The following is a 15,266-nucleotide window of genomic DNA, read 5'->3' on the forward strand; positions in this document are numbered from 1 at the left end:
GCTCAGCGTCCGACGAGACCCGTGCGGTTGATGAGCACGTCGAGCGCCTCATCCACCGCGGTCATCACGCGGGCTGCGGCCTGGTAGGCGGTCTGGTAGGTGAGCAGGCTGATCGTCTCCTCGTCGCCGTCGACAGCCGCGACCGACTGCTGTGCGCCGACCGCGGCGACCGCAGCGGAATCGGAGAGCTTGGCGCGCTGCACGTCGGCGGCCGTCGCGACGCCGAACCGGGTGACCTGATCGGACCAGATCGCATCGGGAGAGCCGGCCCGCCGGCCGATCTGGGAGATCAGGTCGGCGTTCGTCGCGTCCAACGCCCCCGACCCCGGGGCGGCGAGCGCCAGTTCGGAGGCGGATCCGACCGCGACCTTCAGACCGAGCGCTGCGGATCCGGTGGCGGGGAGCGTGAAGAAGTCGCCGCCGGCCTGGCCCGTGGAGGTGACGCCCGCCCGGTGCTGCGCGTTCATCGCGTCGGCGAGGGCCGTCGCCACCGTGTCGTAGGTCGCCGCGAGTCCGGCGAGCATGCCGCCGTCGGCCGCGGGTGCCAGAACCGAGAGCGAGGCGCCGAGCTCGCCGCCGTCGATCGACACGGGGAGATCGGGCGCGGACGCCCAGGAAAGGCTGAAGCGCTGACCGGAGTCGATCGAGGCCGGGCCCGTCAACACGAGATGGCGGGCGTCGGAACCCGAGACCAGTGCGTTGCCACCGAGGCGGACCGTCATCGTGCCGTCGGCCTCGATCGTCGCCGCCGCCCCGGACATCCTCGCCACGTTCTGCGCGAGGACGCTGCGTTGATCCATCAGCTCGTTCGCCGAGCGACCGGAGGCGAGCGCGTCGCGGATCTCGTCGTTGAGCACCGCGATCTGGTCGGCGGTCGCGTTCACCTGCGAGACCGTGCGATCGGCGGAGTCGCGGGCGTTGCTCCATTGCGTGGCGACGTTGCGATACCCGCCGGCGATGTGCGAGGCGAGCTCCTTCGCCGATTCGAGGATGCTCGACGCCGCCGCACCCGAATCCGGGGTGTTCGCGAGATCCTGCCAGCCCGACCAGAACTTCGACAGCCGCGCCGCGAGTCCGTTCGCGGTCGGCTCGGCCAGCGACGCCTCGATCGTGGTCGCGGCCACGGCCCGGGTGGACCAGTACCCCGAGGCACCGAGGGCGTCACGCACCCTGGCGTCGAGAAGAGCGTCACCCAGTCGCGCCACCCCGTCGATGGACACGCCGTGCCCCGGGAGGGCGCCGACGCTGAAACGGCCGGTCTGCGCGATCGCGGCGACCGCGGAGGTCGTCACGCGCTGGCGCGTGTATCCCTCGGTCTTCTGGTTGGCGATGTTCTGCCCGACCACGTCCATGCCGCGCCGGGCGGCGGCCAATCCGCTGGCCGCCGTGTTCAGTCCACTGAAGGTCGACATGATCCCCTCTCGGTCACATCTCGGTGTCGATGATGCGCGCAGCGTCGTCGCGTGCGCGGTCACCCTTGGTCGTGTACTCGCCGGTGTCGTGTCCGAGTGCGGCGATGGTCTCCTGCGTCGCGCGGAGCACGCCGCTGAGCTGCTCGGCGTTGGCGTCGCGCATCTGCTCGACCTCGGCGGCGAGCTTCGTGAGCGCGCGCAGGTGGTCGGCGAAGACCTCCTGCCATGCGCCTTCGGGGGCGTGCGCGATCAGTTCGCGGATGGTCGTCGCGTCGGGAGCTCCCCACTCCTCGGCGACGGTCGCGACCTCGACGGTGCGGGCGAGCCCCGCGCCACGCAGCCTGTCGAGTACCTGATCGATCTCGCGCGCGGCAAACTGGATCCATTGGGATCTTCCGGCGGCGAGCAGCAACTGCTGCTCATCGAGTTTGAAGAGCAGCATCTCGAGCAGTTCGCGCTCGCGCCACAGCTGTATCGATAGTTCGTTGGCTCCCATGATCCCCTTTTCCCCAGTGATCGCCCCGCCTGACAACGCGGCCAAAGGTCACTATCGGCCAGCGCTCGCCTAACGTTACTATGTGGAACGGCGATGGACAGTTCTCCCCATGTACAGATCACGAGAAGTGTGATATGTGCATCTGTTCATCTCCTCGGAACTTCCGGAGTGCATCCAGAGAGGTGGATCATCCCCCATGTCGTCGCGCGCTGAGCGCAATCTGCTCATCGAGAGCAACCTCCCTCTGGTCGGATACCTCGCCGCCGAGACCCATGCCCGTGCCACCCACATCCCCCGCGACGAGCTCGCCGCCGTCGGAGCGCTCGCGCTCGTGACCGCGGCCGAGGCCTTCGACCCCGAGCTCGGAGTGCCCTTCGGCGCCTATGCCCGTCGTCGCATCCTCGGCGCCTTCGCCGACGAGATGCGCTCGATGGACTGGGCCTCCCGGGGCATCCGCAAACGCATCAAGGAGACCGTCGCCGTCCGCGAGACCCTGACCGCCGGTCTCGGCCGGACCGCCACGGCGACCGAGGTCGCCACGGCGATGGGCGTTCCGAAGGAGGTCGTCATCGAAGCGCTCGGCGATGCCGCCAGGACGCTCACCACCATCGACGACACCTCGGCCCGGGACGTCGCCGCCGACATCCCCCTCCCCGAGGAATCCGCTCTGATCGGGGAACGGCGCGAGGTGCTCGAACAGGCCGTCGCCGCCCTTCCCGAACGGATGCGCCGGATCGTGCAGGCCGTCTACTTCGACGAGCGTCCGGTCAAGGAGATCGCCGAAGAGCTGGGCGTGACGCACTCGGCCGTGTCGCAGCAGCGGTCGGAGGCGATCCGGTTGTTGCGCGACGCCCTGGATCGGTTCTTCGCCGAAGGGACCGCACCGACCACCACGACGCGGGTCTCCGCCGGCGCCCGCGATGCCTACTTCACACGGATCGCCGACGTCGCGGGTTCCCGGATCGCCGGGGTCTTCCGCGATCCGGCACCCGCCTGAGCCGATTCCTATACGCACGGCTAACGCTCGCGTCCCCTCCGCCGATAGGTGTGACCGGGAGACCACGGATGGTCTCCCGCACAACACCATTCACGGAGGAGAACCCTTATGGGTATGCAGATCAGCACGAACGTGTCGGCCCTCAACGCCTACCGCAACCTGTCCAACACCCAGAACGACCTGTCGAAGTCGCTCGAGAAGCTGTCCAGCGGCTTCCGCATCAACCGCGCGGCCGACGACGCTGCAGGCCTCGCGATCTCCGAGGGCCTGCGTTCGCAGGTCAACGGTCTGAACGTCGCGGCACGCAACGCCCAGGACGGCATCTCGGTCATCCAGACCGCGGAAGGCGCCCTGACCGAGGTCCACTCGATCCTGCAGCGCGTTCGCGACCTGACCGCTCAGGGTGCGAACGACTCGAACAACGCGAAGTCGCGCGACGCGATCCAGAAGGAGATCAACACCCTCGGTGATGAGCTCACCCGGATCGCCGGCAGCACGAACTTCAACGGCATCAAGCTGCTCTCGGGTGGCGACACGCTGACGTTCCAGGTCGGTGCGGGCTCCGTCGCCGCCGAGGACCAGATCTCGGTCGCCCTGACCGACTTCGCCACCCTCGGTGCCGACATCAAGACGCTCGCGGCGACCATGACGGACGCGGCGACGTACGGTACCGCACTGGCGGGCATCGACACGCAGATCCAGGCGGTCTCGACCGCACGTGCCGGCTACGGTGCGCTGCAGAACCGCTTCGAGTCGACCATCAACAGCCTCAACGTGTCGGCGGAGAACCTCGCCGCTGCCGAGAGCCGTATCCGCGACACCGACATGGCGTCCGAGATGGTCAAGTTCACGTCGAAGAACATCCTGTCCCAGGCAGGTACGGCGATGCTGGCCCAGGCCAACCAGGCCAACCAGGGCGTGCTCCAGCTCCTGCGCTGAACCATGCCATAGGGTCCGGGCGCCCACCGGCGCCCGGACCCTGTCCGCTCCCGACCTGGAAAGGCGACCATGTCCCTCTCGCTCGACGGCCTCGTCTCCGGCCTGAAGACCACCGAGGTCATCAAGGCGCTGATGGATGTCGCGGCCATCCCCCGTTCGCTGCTCAAGGCGAAGATGGATGACAAGAACGGCATCGTCACCCAGCTGCGGACGCTGAACACCGCCGTGCAGAACCTCGCCACGGCGGCGGAGAAGGCCGCGACGCGCGACGGGCTGGCCCGCTTCACCACCACGTCGTCCTCTCCCACGGTCACGGTCGCCACCCGCGAGGGCGCGGCGCCGCTCGCGGCCGACATCGTCGTCGACAAGGTCGCCAAGAACCACACCATCGTCTCGGCCGCCTCCAACGGCTGGCCCGTCGACCCGCCCGTGATCACCCTCGAGAACGCGAAGGGCGAGCGCGTGCAGGTCACGGCCGACTCCACGTCGATGCAGGATGTCGCGCGGGCCGTGAACGAAGCGGGCTTCGGCATCGTCGCCGCGGCCGTTCCCGCCGGACGCGACGCCGACGGCAACCCCATGCACCGCCTGCAGCTTCGTGCCGCCGATTCCGGGGAAGCCGGACAGTTCCGCGCCTATCGCGGAGACACCGCGGCGGTCGCTGCGGGCACCGCCTCCGACATCTCCACCGAAGCAGGAGCAGCCGTCATCGACGTCGGCGCCGATGCGCAGGTGCGGCTGTGGGCGGGCACCAGCGCCGAGCAGGTGCTGACGTCGTCGAGCAACACGTTCACCGACCTGTTCGACGGCGTCGACGTGACCGTCTCCGCCGTCTCCACCGCCCCCGTCACCATCGGCGTCGCCGTCGACACCGCGGCACGCACCAAGGCGTCCGCCGACTTCATCGCCGCCGTCAAGGACATCCTGACCCGCATCGACAACGGCTCGAAGGCGACCGTCGCCGCCAAGCAGGGCGACAAGACCACCCTGGGCGTGTTCACCGGCGACAGCGCGGTCCGAGGACTCCGCACGGCCCTCGCCGACGCGGTGCAGCACCCCGTGAACGGCGTCTCCCCGTCGTCTATCGGCATCTCGACCGACATGTACGGCGTGCTCAGCTTCGACGAGAAGAAGTTCGCCGAGGCACTCGCGAAGGACCCCGACGCGGTCGCAGGGCTGTTCTCCGACATCGCCTCGCGGGTGCAGGACACCTCGAAGGTCTACTCCGACAAGTACGAGGGCCTGCTCACCACGCGCATCACCGGGCAGGAGAGCGAGGTGAAGGGTCTCGGCGAGCAGATGGAACGCTGGGACGTCCGCCTCGCGCAGCGCAAGTCCACTCTCGAGCGCACCTACGCCCGCCTCGAGGTCATGCTGTCGCAGCTGCAGTCGCAGTCCTCGTACCTGTCGTCCCAGATCGCCGCCCTGCCGGGCTCGAGCTCGAACTCCGGGAAGTGAGCATGAACGCCGCCATGCGCGCCCAGCAGCGCTACCGTGACGACGCCGTGCTGTCGGCACCGCCCGAGCGTCTCGTCACGATGCTCTACGACCGCCTCCTGCTCGACATTGAACGCGGAGAGGTCGCCCAGCGCGCCGAGGACTGGGAGGAGGCGAACGCCCAGCTGCAGCACGCGCAGGCGATCGTCTCGGAACTGTCCTCGTCGCTCACCGACGACTGGAACGGCAGTGCGGGTCTGCGCTCGCTGTACGTGTTCCTGTCGCAGACGCTCATCGGGGCCAACATCGGTCGCGATCCCGAGCGCACGCACGCCTGCCACGAGATCATCTCCCCCCTGCGCGACGCCTGGCACGAGGCCGCGCGCACGGTGGCCGAGGCGCGGGCGTGAGCGTGGAAGAGTGGACCTCGCTGCTCGACCGACTCGAGCAGGAGGCCGAGCAGATCCTCGACGCCGCGCCCGGTGCCGCCGCCGAGGCCACCCTCGCCCCATGGACGCCCCCGCGCACGCCGCTTCCCGCTTCTCTCGCCGACCACGCCCGGCGGGTGATCGACCTCCAGCGCTCAGCGATGGACCGTGCCCGTTCCGACCTCGACGGCATGCGTCGGCATCTCGGCGCCGTGAGCCGCATCCCGAGCACGCGCCGTCCCGAAGAGCCCGCCTACCTCGACGTCGACGGGTGAAACCGCTTCCTAACATCGCGGACGACCCTGCCGATAGAGCAGGGCGAGCACGGATGGCTCGCAAGACTCGGCCATGGATCGGCCATACCAGCCACACACGGGGAGCCGGTTCGTGTTCGATTCTGTGACCATCAACGCACTGACGAGTGCGCTCGACGGCCTCGCGCAGCGCCAGCGCGCGATCTCCGACAACATCGCCAACATCAACACCCCGAACTATCACGCCAAGCGCGTGCAGTTCGAAGAGGCGCTCGCCCGCTCGATCGATGCGGGCGACGGACGGGTCGGCGCGACGGTCGGCACCTCGCTCGAACCCACGCGCCTGAACGGCAACAACGTCAACCTCGACACCGAAACCCTGTCCAGCATCGACACGATGCTGCGCTATCAGTTCGCGACGCAGGCCGTGAACGGATCGTTCACGTCGATGCGCACCGCGATGAGGACCTCATGACCTTCGACGCGATCGGCATCGCCGGCACCGGCCTGACCGTGCACCGCAAGTGGCTCGACGCCATCAGCGACAACATCGCCAACATCAACACCGCTGCTCCCAGCAACGGTGCGGCGTTCCGCGCGAGGTACATCCTCGCGCAGACGAGCGACCAGTCCCCCGGCGTCTACGTGGCCGGAACCGCGCAGGGCAGCGCGCAGGGACGCCTCGTCCATCAGCCCGACCACCCTCTCGCGGACGCGGACGGCTACGTGCGCTACCCCGACATCGACCTGGGCGACCAGATGAGCCAGCTCATCCTCGCCCAGCGCGGCTACCAGGCGAGTGCGGCCATCGTCGACCGCGCACGCAACTCCTACGAATCCGCCCTCCAGATCGGACGCAGCTGATGGCCTCACTCCCCGGCATCGAAGCCATCTCCTCCGGTTTCACGCTCGCCCCGCCCGCCCCCGCGACGACCACGGCCACCGACGACACCGCCTTCGCGAGCAGCGTGACCGGGGCCATCGACGAGCTGCGTTCGCTGCAGTCCGAGTCCGACAAACTCAAAGTCGCGGCCGTCACCGGCGACCTCGACGACATCCACTCCGCGATGATCGCGTCCTCGCGCGCATCCGTGACCCTCGAACTCGTCGCCGCCGTGCGCAACAAGGGTGTCGACGCGTTCAACGAGATCATGCGGATGCAAGCCTGATGCCCCAGGCCGTCACGAACGTGTTCCAGCGCATCGGACGCGTGATCGCGGGCTTCTCGCTCGCCCAGCGCACGATCGCCATCATCGGCGTCGCCGTGCTCGCCCTCGGCATCGTCGCGCTCTCCAGCTGGCTCAGCCGCCCGACGTACACGCCGCTGTTCTCCGGCATGAGCGCCTCCGACGCGAACGCCGTGGTCGAACAGCTGCGGTCGTCATCGGTGCCGTACGAACTCGCCGACGGAGGAGCGACCGTCCTCGTCCCCGAGAAGGACGTCTACGACCAGCGGCTCGCCGCCGCGTCGGCGGGGCTCCCCGGCACCAGCTCCGGCGGATACTCGCTGCTGGACAAGATGGGCGTCACGACGAGCGAGTTCCAGCAGTCGGTGACCTTCAAGCGGGCCATCGAGGGCGAGCTCGCCGCGACGATCTCCTCGATCAAGGGTGTGACCGCCGCATCGGTGCAGCTCGCGATCCCCGAGGAGAGCGTCTTCGTCTCGGAGACCGTCGATCCCACCGCCTCCGTCTTCGTGGAGACCTCCGGCAGCTCGACGCTGTCGCCGAAGCAGGTCGAGGCGATCGTGCACCTGACCTCTGCCGCGGTCAGCGGCATGAAGCCCGAAAACGTCGCCGTCGTGGACCAGAGCGGACAGACCCTCTCCGCCGCGGGCGTCGGAACCACCGGCGGCATCGACCAGCAGGCCAGCGACTACGAGGCGCGAGTCACCGCGAACGTGCAGCAGATGCTCGACACCGTCGTCGGGCCCGGCAACGCCAAGGTGACCGTCGTCGCCGAGATCGATCACTCGGTCAACGAGCGCGTCGAAGAGACCTACACCCCGGCCGAAGGCGCTCCCCCGCTCACGGAGCAGACCAGGACCGACCGGCAGAACGGCTCGAGCTCGAACGCCGGCGTGCTCGGCCCCGACAACATCGCCGTCCCGTCCGCCGACGGCGACGGAACCTCCGAGTCCACCGAGACCTCGAAGACCAACGCCGTCAACAAGAGCACGCAGAGCACGTCCACTCCCGCCGGATCGCTGCTGCGCCAGTCGGTCTCGGTCGCGGTCGACGCGGGTGCGGGCGGTGACCTGAGCACCGCTCAGCTGAGCGACCTCGTCGAGAGCGCCGCCGGTATCGACACCGAACGCGGAGACTCGATCGCGGTCGAGCTCGTCTCGTTCAACCAGACCAGCTCCGAAGCGGCGCAGGCCGCGCTCCAGGCCGCGAAGGACGCCGAGGGGGCCGCACGTCAGGCCGCGCTGCTGAACACGATCATCATCGCCGCCGCCATCGCCATCCCCCTGCTCGCCGGCCTCGCCGCCCTCATCATCCGTGCACGCCGACGCAGCAGCGCCGACACCGAGTTCGACCAGCTCTTCGGCGAGCGCCCGCCCGCGCTCACCGTCCTCGATGCCGGCGCCACCGCGGCGATCGACCAGGCGCCGACCACTCCGCTCGCCTTCCTCGAGACGACTCCCGACCCGGAGCCGGAGCCCGACCCGGAACCCGCGCAGGTCAGCCTCGAGCGCCGCCGCGCCGAGATCGACTCCCTCACCCGGCAGGACCCGAAGCGCACGGCCGACCTGCTGCGGACCCTCATCGACGACAGGCAGCAGGTATGACCGGACTGACCGACAGGCAGACGGCGGCGGTCGTGCTGATGAACCTCGATCGCGCGCAGGCGATCGAGGTGATGAAGCACCTCTCCGAATCCGAGGCGGAGGCCGTCGCCGCCGAGATCATCGACCTGCAGAACCTCGATGCGGCGACCACAGCGCGGGCTCTCGGACAGTTCCACCGGATCGCCTCGGGCCACCTGCCGCCCGCCCGTGGCGGCCGCGACATCGCCGCAGGACTGCTGGAGGCGACGTTCGGCGCCGAACGTGCCGCCGCCGTGCTCGGCAGAGTCGGTTCCTCCTCGATGACGTCGTCCTTCGAATTCCTCGGATCCGCCGACCCTGCGCAGCTGGCGACCCTTCTGGACGGCGAGCTCCCGCAGACCGTCGCCCTGGTGCTCGCCCACCTGCCGACCGACCGCGCCGCCGCGGTGCTGGCCGCCCTTCCCGACCCCACCCGCACCGATGTCGCGCATGCGATCGCGACGATGGGAACCGCATCGCAGGAGGCCATCGCGATCGTGGCGGATGCGCTCAAGGCGCGGACCGGGACGTTCGCCGCACGCGACACCCCCGAAGTGCTCGGCGGTGTGGAACCGCTCGTCGAGATCATCGCCCGCTCCGGGGCGACGGTCGAGAAGGCCCTCCTGGCGAGCATCGAGGACAGGGACAGTGCCCTCGCGGAGGACATCCGCTCGCGCATGTTCACCTTCGCCGACATCGTCAAGCTCGACGACCGCGACACGCAGCGTGTGCTGCGGGGCATGGACATCCGCTCGCTCGCCCTCGCGCTGAAGGGTGCGCACCAGCCCATCGCCGACCTCATCCGGCGCAACGTCTCCGAGCGGAACAGGGAGAACCTCGACGAGGAAGCCCGCACCCTCGGACCGGTGCGTGTGTCCCAGGTGGAGGAGGCCAGAGCCGAGATCGTGCGCACGATCCGCGCGCTCGAGGCGGCCGGCGACATCACCGTGCAGCGCGCGGACGAGGACGAGTATGTCTACTGACGCCTTCTCGCCGGTGCTGTTCCCGCGTCTCGACGGACGCGGGAGCGGAGAGGAGCATGCCAGGGCGAAAATGCGCGGCTATGCCGACGGACACGCGGAAGGCTTTCGCGCCGGCCGCGCCGAGGCGGAGGCGGCACAGCGCGTGGCGGAGGAGGCATGGGCCGCCCGTGAGGCGGTCGAAGCCGGAGAGGTCGCGCGCGCGGTCGCCGTGCTCCACGCCGCCGCTCGGTCGCTGAACGAGCGCGAGCGCGAGCTGACCACGGCCGCGCAGGACCACGTGCTGCGGTGCGCGATCGAGCTCGCGGAGCTGATCGTCGCCGGGGAGCTCTCCGATGCCGGCGCCTCCGCCGCAGCCGCCGCGCGACGAGCCGTCAGCGGTGTCGACCCGTCGGAGATCCGCGAGGTGCGCCTGCACCCGGACGACCTCCGGACGCTTCGAGGATCGGCAGCCGAACCGGCCGGCATCGCGCTCATCGCCGACGACACGCTCGCCCGGGGTGACGCCATCGCGACCCTGCCCCACGGGCACATCGACGCCCGCGTCGCCCGTGCGCTCGAGCGCGCCCGCCGCGCCCTCGCCGAGGCCGGTGCATGAACGCCTGGGACGCGGTGCGCGAAGCGGTGCGACCGGAGCGTGTCGGGGAGGTCTCCCAGGTGCGCGGGCTGAGTGTGCAGGTGCGCGGACTCGAGGGAGCGGTCGGCGACGTCGTGACCCTCGACGGCATCGATGCCGAGGTCGTTGCGATCGGCGAGGGCGGACTGCGATGCATGCCGCTCTCCCCCGTCGCCGGCCTCACGGTCGGCGCTCCGGCGCGCGCACGCGGAGGGGCGCTGCGTGTACCGACCGGTACCGCGCTGCTCGGACGGGTCCTCGACGGGCTGGGGCGCCCGATCGACGGGAAGGGGCCCCTGACCGGTGCCGTCCCCGTGGGCCTCGACCATGCTCCGCCCTCGATCATGGGGCGCGACCGGATCGACTCGCCTCTTCCCCTCGGCGTGCGCGCGCTCGACACGCTCGTGAGCGTCGGACGCGGACAGCGTGTCGGCCTCTTCGCCGGCTCCGGTGTGGGCAAGTCCTCGCTGCTGTCGATGATCGCGCGCGGCACCGAGGCGGAAGTCACCGTGATCGCCCTCGTCGGCGAGCGCGGTCGCGAGGTGCGCGAATTCATCGAAGACGATCTGGGACCCGACGGGCTCGCCCGCTCGGTCGTCGTCGTCTCGACCTCGGACCAGCCGGCCATGGCGCGCATCCGTGCGGCCTACACCGCCACGCGGATCGCCGAGGCGTTCCGCGACGACGGCGCCCACGCCATCCTGATGATGGACTCGCTCACCCGCGTGGCGATGGCGCAGCGGGAGATCGGCCTCTCGGCCGGGGAACCTCCCGCCACCCGGGGCTATCCGCCTTCCACGTTCTCCCTCCTCGCCGGCCTGCTCGAGCGGGCGGGCACCGACACCCGTGGCTCGATCACCGGCATCTACACCGTGCTCGTCGACGGCGACGACCACAACGAGCCCATCGCCGACACCGTCCGGTCGATCCTCGACGGTCACGTGGTGCTCGATCGCGCCCTCGCTCTCTCCGGTCACCATCCCGCGATCGACGTGCTCGGCTCGGTGTCGCGGGTGGCCGGCAAGGTCACCGCTCCCGAACGCCGGGCGCAGGCGGCCACGCTGCGCGCCGTGCTCGCGGCGCGGCGGCGCGCGAACGATCTCATCGACATCGGCGCGTACCAGGCCGGGGCGGACGCCCGCATCGACGCGGCGATCGCCCACGAGAAGGCCATCAGCGCCTTCCTCACCCAGTCCCTCGACGAGACGAGCGAGATCGGCGAATCCTGGCGGCGGCTGGACGAACTCGTCACGGCGTTCGGAGGAGTCTCATGACGCGGTCCTTCTCCCTGGCCGGTCTGCTGCGCGTACGCGAGATCCAGGAGCGCGCGGCGGCTCAGCGGCTCTCGCGCGCCGTGATCGACGCCCAGCACACCGAGGCCCGCGACCGCTCGCTGCGCGCGCACCTGTCGGGCGTCGGGAGCGAGGCCGTCGACGTGCGCTCCCTCGCCGCCCTCGCTGCCGCCCGTGTGGCCGGCCGGACCCTGCTCGCCGACCTCGCGACGCTTTCGGAGCTGCAGGAGCAGACGGTCGATCAGGCGCGGACCGAGCACGCGGACGCGCGACGAGCGATGCGCGGACTCGACAGGCTCGCCCAGGCGCACGCACTGCAGGTGCGGGCCGCCGAGCTGCACGCGGAGCAGGCCGAACTCGACGAGATCGGCGCGCGCGCCCAGACGGACAGGGAGGGCCAGGCATGACGTCTCTCGGCATCGTGGATCTGCTCGGCGCGCGGACGAATCGCGCATCGGGTACACCCGCCCACTCCCGGCAGGTCACGCCGGGAGCTGCGGCATTCGCCGACGTCATCCTGGATGCCTCGCGCGCCTCGACCGATGATGCTCTCGCCGGATCATCCGCCGCGTCGCCTGCCGCGTCGTCTGCCGACGGATCATCTGCCGGCGGATCATCGGCGGACGGTTCGGCGTCGGACGCGCCGATCCCGTCTCCCCCGCCTGTCCTCCCTGCGCCCACGCCGAGTCACCCGGCGTCTCCGGATGGTGCCGTGGTCTGCATCGACGGCTCTGCGGCCCGAGCCCCCCTCGTGCCGGGGCCTGCGCCGGACGGCGCGGATCCGACGACGACCGCCGAGGGGACACTCGAGCACGAGGCCGGTGCCGCAGGCCTCGCCACGCACACCGGGTCGAACGGCGCTCCGGTTTCTTCGTCGGCGGCCCCGGCAGCGGTCCCCGCGAACGCAGAGACCCGCATGCTCGCGTCGTCGCAGAGTTCCACTCCCGGACCTACGGCCGCTCCTGTTCCGGGAGGCGTCGCGCCTGCGGTGACGGCCGCGATCGGCACGGCCGGCCACGCAGCGCCGTCGGCGAACCCGGCTCTCCCGACCGTCCCCCGCATCAGCGTCGGTGGGAATCCGACCCCGACCGTCCTCGGCGGTCCCGGAGCCCCGATCCCGACAACCCGGACAGGAACGTCGGAGACGTCCGTGACCGTCGGCGACAGCTTCCCGGATGCCGCGACATCCGCTGCTGCGGCGACCTCGACTCCCGTCGCCACGGCGTCTCCCTCGCCGACAGCCACGCCGACAGCGACGCCGGGTGACGCGGCCCTCCCTCCCGTGGGCACCACGCCTGCCCCTGCGCCCGTGACCTCCGTGGCGGCTCCGGTCGCGGTCCCCACCGCCCGGCCCGCGCTGCTCCCGCAGATCGCCGCGCCCGTGGTGTCGCTCGCCCAGGCTCCGGACGGCGACCACAGCCTCACCCTGACGGTGTCCCCCGAGAACCTCGGTCCCGTGACCGTGCGGGCGCACATCTCCGGCGGTGCCATCCACATCGAGCTGCACGCGCCGAACGACCTCGGCAGAGAGGCGCTCCGTGCGATCCTCATCGACCTGCGCCGCGACCTGGCCGCTGCGGCACCGCACGCCTCGCTCCTGCTGTCGAGCGCGGACGACGGCCCGGCGTCGTCGAACCCGCAGCATTCCGCCCCGGGCAACGGCACCGGTTCCGGGAACAACGCCGGTCCCGGGAGCAACGGCGGTTCCGGGAACGGCGCCACCGGGACGCACGGCGGCCAGCCGGGAACCGGCACGGGTCGCGACGCGAATGCCCTGCCCACCACGTCCGACGGCGCTCTGCCGACTGATCCGTCGTCACCCGCAGACCCCGCATCTCCCCCGTCCCTCATCGCGCCGCACGGCGGCATCGACGTCTTCGCCTGATCCGAGAGGAACCCATGACCACGGTCGACCCCATCTCCGGCACCATCCCGCCCTCCGGCGTGCAGACGGGCAGCACCACGCCCCCGACGGAGCGCAAGAAGACTCTCGACTCCGAGGTGTTCCTGAAGCTGCTGGTCACACAGCTCACGAACCAGGATCCGAGTTCGCCCATGAACACCAACGAGATGATCTCGCAGACCACGCAGCTGGCCTCGATGGAGCAGTTGACCGCGCTCACGGCGACCTCGACCGAGAGCTTCGCGCTCAGCATGCGCCAGACCGCAGCCGCTCTGATCGGCCATGAAGCGCAGTACGTCGATGAGAAGGGTGTCACACAGAAGGGCATCGTCACCTCGGTGTCCTACGCCGGCGCCGTGCCCCTCGTCACCATCGGCGACGCCTCCATCCCGCTTGACGCCGTCTCCGGCGTCGCCCTCGCTCCCCGTTCGCAGTCCTGACCAGTCCCTTCCAGAAAGGCATCACCATGCTCCGCTCTCTGTTCGCCGGAATCTCGGGTCTGCGTTCGCACCAGACCATGCTCGACGTCACCGGCAACAACATCGCCAACGTCAACACGACCGGGTTCAAGGCCTCGGCCGTGCAGTTCCAGGACTCGCTCTCGCAGCTCGTGCGCAACTCGATGATGCCGCAGCAGGCCGCCGGCGGGCAGAACCCCGCCCAGGTCGGTCTCGGCGTGCAGGTCGCCGGCATCAGCACGAACTTCGCCTCCGGGGCTCCGCAGCCCACCGGCGTGCCGACCAACCTCATGATCGCCGGCGACGGGTTCTTCGTCGTGCGCTCGGGTGGCGAGACCCTGTACACCCGCAACGGCGGCTTCTCGTTCGACGCGAGCGGCAAGCTGGTCTCGGCGGACGGCGCTCTCGTGCAGGGTTGGACGGCCCAGAACGGAGTGATCGTGCCCGGTCAGGGCATCGGCGACATCCGCCTTCCGGTCGGAGCGCTCAGCCCTGCCACCGCCACCACCACCGCCCGCGTCACCGGCAACCTGCCCTCCGGTGCCACCGTCGGCGAGCAGCTGGTGCGCGACATCAAGACCTACGACGCCGAGGGCACGGCCACGTCGCTCCGTCTCACCTTCACCCGCACCGCCACGGGCTGGAACGTCACCGAGCCCGGCGGCACCAACACCGCCCTCACGTTCACCGACGGCAAGCAGCCGGCGGCCTCCTCCATCGTCTCCGGCGGGGTCACGGTCGACCTCTCGGCGGTCACCGGGTTCGCCGACGTCAGCGATGTCGCGATCAAGGAGCAGAACGGCAAGCCGGCCGGCACGCTGAGCTCGTACGCGCTGATGAACGACGGCAGCCTCGTCGGCACGTTCAGCAACGGCGACACCGAGGTGCTCGCCCGCGTCGCACTGGCAGGATTCGTCAACCCGGGCGGACTCGAGAAGGCCGGATCCTCCCAGTACCGCCCGAGCGGGAACTCCGGAGAGCCGACGCTCGGTCAGGCCGGCACCGACGGGCTCGGCGGCATCATCAGCGGCGCGCTCGAGATGTCGAACGTCGACCTGTCGCAGGAGTTCACCAACCTGATCGTCGCGCAGCGCGGCTTCCAGGCGAACGCCCGCATCATCACCACCAGCGACGAGGTGCTGCAGGAGCTCACGAACCTCAAGCGCTGACCCCGCCCTCGCACATCACGTCTGCGTCGTCGCTCTCACCCGCTGCGGGTGAGAGCGACGACGCATCCCCTGGACC

The 15,266-nt window shown here is 70.2% G+C and carries 18 protein-coding genes; 16 read left to right on the forward strand and 2 right to left on the reverse strand.

Annotated features, from left to right (window positions below; translation table 11 throughout):
* Window positions 1–2 precede the first annotated feature (2 nt).
* Window positions 3–1,412, reverse strand: a complete 1,410-nt coding sequence (flgK, locus tag L687_RS27010) for a flagellar hook-associated protein FlgK (RefSeq protein ID WP_021198925.1) — start codon at window positions 1,410–1,412, stop codon at window positions 3–5.
* A 13-nt stretch (window positions 1,413–1,425) separates the two neighbouring features.
* The gene (locus L687_RS27015; RefSeq protein ID WP_021198926.1) at window positions 1,426–1,908 is read right to left on the reverse strand and encodes a flagellar protein FlgN; all 483 of its coding nucleotides are present in this window, start codon (window positions 1,906–1,908) and stop codon (window positions 1,426–1,428) included.
* A gap of 196 nt (window positions 1,909–2,104) precedes the next feature.
* Here L687_RS27015 and L687_RS27020 point away from each other — a divergent pair, with 196 nt between their 5' ends.
* The 16 genes from L687_RS27020 (at window position 2,105) to L687_RS27090 (ending at window position 15,190) form a co-directional block, all read left to right on the forward strand.
* A complete protein-coding gene (locus L687_RS27020) occupies window positions 2,105–2,905 on the forward strand; it encodes a sigma-70 family RNA polymerase sigma factor (RefSeq protein ID WP_021198927.1) in 801 nt (266 codons plus the stop codon).
* A gap of 108 nt (window positions 2,906–3,013) precedes the next feature.
* Entirely contained in the window at window positions 3,014–3,844 is an 831-nt protein-coding gene (locus tag L687_RS27025; protein WP_021198928.1) for a flagellin N-terminal helical domain-containing protein, read from the forward strand.
* 69 nt (window positions 3,845–3,913) lie between these two features.
* The gene (fliD, locus tag L687_RS27030) at window positions 3,914–5,302 is read left to right on the forward strand and encodes a flagellar filament capping protein FliD (RefSeq protein WP_021198929.1); all 1,389 of its coding nucleotides are present in this window, start codon (window positions 3,914–3,916) and stop codon (window positions 5,300–5,302) included.
* Window positions 5,303–5,304: 2 nt separating this feature from the next.
* The gene (gene fliS / locus L687_RS27035) at window positions 5,305–5,691 is read left to right on the forward strand and encodes a flagellar export chaperone FliS (RefSeq protein WP_031206856.1); all 387 of its coding nucleotides are present in this window, start codon (window positions 5,305–5,307) and stop codon (window positions 5,689–5,691) included.
* Window positions 5,688–5,984: a hypothetical protein gene (locus L687_RS27040; RefSeq protein ID WP_021198931.1), complete on the forward strand. Its 297-nt coding sequence runs from the start codon at window positions 5,688–5,690 to the stop codon at window positions 5,982–5,984. Before fliS ends, L687_RS27040 begins: the two co-directional genes overlap by 4 nt.
* Before the next feature lie 112 nt (window positions 5,985–6,096).
* Complete coding sequence (locus L687_RS27045) at window positions 6,097–6,438, forward strand: flagellar basal body rod protein FlgB (protein ID WP_021198932.1); 342 nt, start codon at window positions 6,097–6,099, stop codon at window positions 6,436–6,438.
* Entirely contained in the window at window positions 6,435–6,827 is a 393-nt protein-coding gene (locus L687_RS27050; protein WP_021198933.1) for a flagellar basal body rod protein FlgC, read from the forward strand. Before L687_RS27045 ends, L687_RS27050 begins: the two co-directional genes overlap by 4 nt.
* Window positions 6,827–7,132: a flagellar hook-basal body complex protein FliE gene (fliE, locus tag L687_RS27055; RefSeq protein WP_021198934.1), complete on the forward strand. Its 306-nt coding sequence runs from the start codon at window positions 6,827–6,829 to the stop codon at window positions 7,130–7,132. The genes L687_RS27050 and fliE overlap by 1 nt, the downstream gene beginning before the upstream one ends.
* Window positions 7,132–8,754: a flagellar basal-body MS-ring/collar protein FliF gene (fliF, locus tag L687_RS27060; protein WP_021198935.1), complete on the forward strand. Its 1,623-nt coding sequence runs from the start codon at window positions 7,132–7,134 to the stop codon at window positions 8,752–8,754. The genes fliE and fliF overlap by 1 nt, the downstream gene beginning before the upstream one ends.
* Window positions 8,751–9,755, forward strand: a complete 1,005-nt coding sequence (fliG, locus tag L687_RS27065) for a flagellar motor switch protein FliG (protein ID WP_021198936.1) — start codon at window positions 8,751–8,753, stop codon at window positions 9,753–9,755. Before fliF ends, fliG begins: the two co-directional genes overlap by 4 nt.
* Window positions 9,745–10,350, forward strand: a complete 606-nt coding sequence (locus L687_RS27070) for a FliH/SctL family protein (protein WP_081859756.1) — start codon at window positions 9,745–9,747, stop codon at window positions 10,348–10,350. Before fliG ends, L687_RS27070 begins: the two co-directional genes overlap by 11 nt.
* Window positions 10,347–11,642: a FliI/YscN family ATPase gene (locus L687_RS27075; protein WP_021198938.1), complete on the forward strand. Its 1,296-nt coding sequence runs from the start codon at window positions 10,347–10,349 to the stop codon at window positions 11,640–11,642. Before L687_RS27070 ends, L687_RS27075 begins: the two co-directional genes overlap by 4 nt.
* Window positions 11,639–12,067 (forward strand): hypothetical protein, encoded by a 429-nt coding sequence (locus L687_RS27080; RefSeq protein ID WP_021198939.1) that lies wholly within the window; start codon window positions 11,639–11,641, stop codon window positions 12,065–12,067. The genes L687_RS27075 and L687_RS27080 overlap by 4 nt, the downstream gene beginning before the upstream one ends.
* Window positions 12,064–13,545 (forward strand): flagellar hook-length control protein FliK, encoded by a 1,482-nt coding sequence (locus L687_RS0121145; protein ID WP_031206859.1) that lies wholly within the window; start codon window positions 12,064–12,066, stop codon window positions 13,543–13,545. The genes L687_RS27080 and L687_RS0121145 overlap by 4 nt, the downstream gene beginning before the upstream one ends.
* A 14-nt stretch (window positions 13,546–13,559) precedes the next feature.
* Window positions 13,560–14,003 (forward strand): flagellar hook assembly protein FlgD, encoded by a 444-nt coding sequence (locus L687_RS27085; RefSeq protein ID WP_021198940.1) that lies wholly within the window; start codon window positions 13,560–13,562, stop codon window positions 14,001–14,003.
* A gap of 26 nt (window positions 14,004–14,029) precedes the next feature.
* A complete protein-coding gene (locus L687_RS27090; RefSeq protein WP_021198941.1) occupies window positions 14,030–15,190 on the forward strand; it encodes a flagellar hook protein FlgE in 1,161 nt (386 codons plus the stop codon).
* Window positions 15,191–15,266 lie beyond the last annotated feature (76 nt).

Source organism: Microbacterium maritypicum MF109, from assembly GCF_000455825.1.
Taxonomy (GTDB): domain Bacteria; phylum Actinomycetota; class Actinomycetes; order Actinomycetales; family Microbacteriaceae; genus Microbacterium; species Microbacterium maritypicum_A.

Bases quoted from the DNA above. Each gene is read 5' to 3' on its own strand.
- L687_RS27020 (WP_021198927.1), top strand. From the start codon at position 2,105: ATGTCGTCGCGCGCTGAGCGCAATCTGCTCATCGAGAGCAACCTCCCT.
- flgK (WP_021198925.1), bottom strand. From the start codon at position 1,412: ATGTCGACCTTCAGTGGACTGAACACGGCGGCCAGCGGATTGGCCGCC.
- L687_RS27015 (WP_021198926.1), bottom strand. From the start codon at position 1,908: ATGGGAGCCAACGAACTATCGATACAGCTGTGGCGCGAGCGCGAACTG.
- fliD (WP_021198929.1), top strand. From the start codon at position 3,914: ATGTCCCTCTCGCTCGACGGCCTCGTCTCCGGCCTGAAGACCACCGAG.
- L687_RS27085 (WP_021198940.1), top strand. From the start codon at position 13,560: ATGACCACGGTCGACCCCATCTCCGGCACCATCCCGCCCTCCGGCGTG.
- fliF (WP_021198935.1), top strand. From the start codon at position 7,132: ATGCCCCAGGCCGTCACGAACGTGTTCCAGCGCATCGGACGCGTGATC.
- L687_RS0121145 (WP_031206859.1), top strand. From the start codon at position 12,064: ATGACGTCTCTCGGCATCGTGGATCTGCTCGGCGCGCGGACGAATCGC.
- fliS (WP_031206856.1), top strand. From the start codon at position 5,305: ATGAACGCCGCCATGCGCGCCCAGCAGCGCTACCGTGACGACGCCGTG.
- L687_RS27090 (WP_021198941.1), top strand. From the start codon at position 14,030: ATGCTCCGCTCTCTGTTCGCCGGAATCTCGGGTCTGCGTTCGCACCAG.
- L687_RS27070 (WP_081859756.1), top strand. From the start codon at position 9,745: ATGTCTACTGACGCCTTCTCGCCGGTGCTGTTCCCGCGTCTCGACGGA.
- fliG (WP_021198936.1), top strand. From the start codon at position 8,751: ATGACCGGACTGACCGACAGGCAGACGGCGGCGGTCGTGCTGATGAAC.
- L687_RS27025 (WP_021198928.1), top strand. From the start codon at position 3,014: ATGGGTATGCAGATCAGCACGAACGTGTCGGCCCTCAACGCCTACCGC.
- L687_RS27075 (WP_021198938.1), top strand. From the start codon at position 10,347: ATGAACGCCTGGGACGCGGTGCGCGAAGCGGTGCGACCGGAGCGTGTC.
- L687_RS27050 (WP_021198933.1), top strand. From the start codon at position 6,435: ATGACCTTCGACGCGATCGGCATCGCCGGCACCGGCCTGACCGTGCAC.
- L687_RS27080 (WP_021198939.1), top strand. From the start codon at position 11,639: ATGACGCGGTCCTTCTCCCTGGCCGGTCTGCTGCGCGTACGCGAGATC.
- fliE (WP_021198934.1), top strand. From the start codon at position 6,827: ATGGCCTCACTCCCCGGCATCGAAGCCATCTCCTCCGGTTTCACGCTC.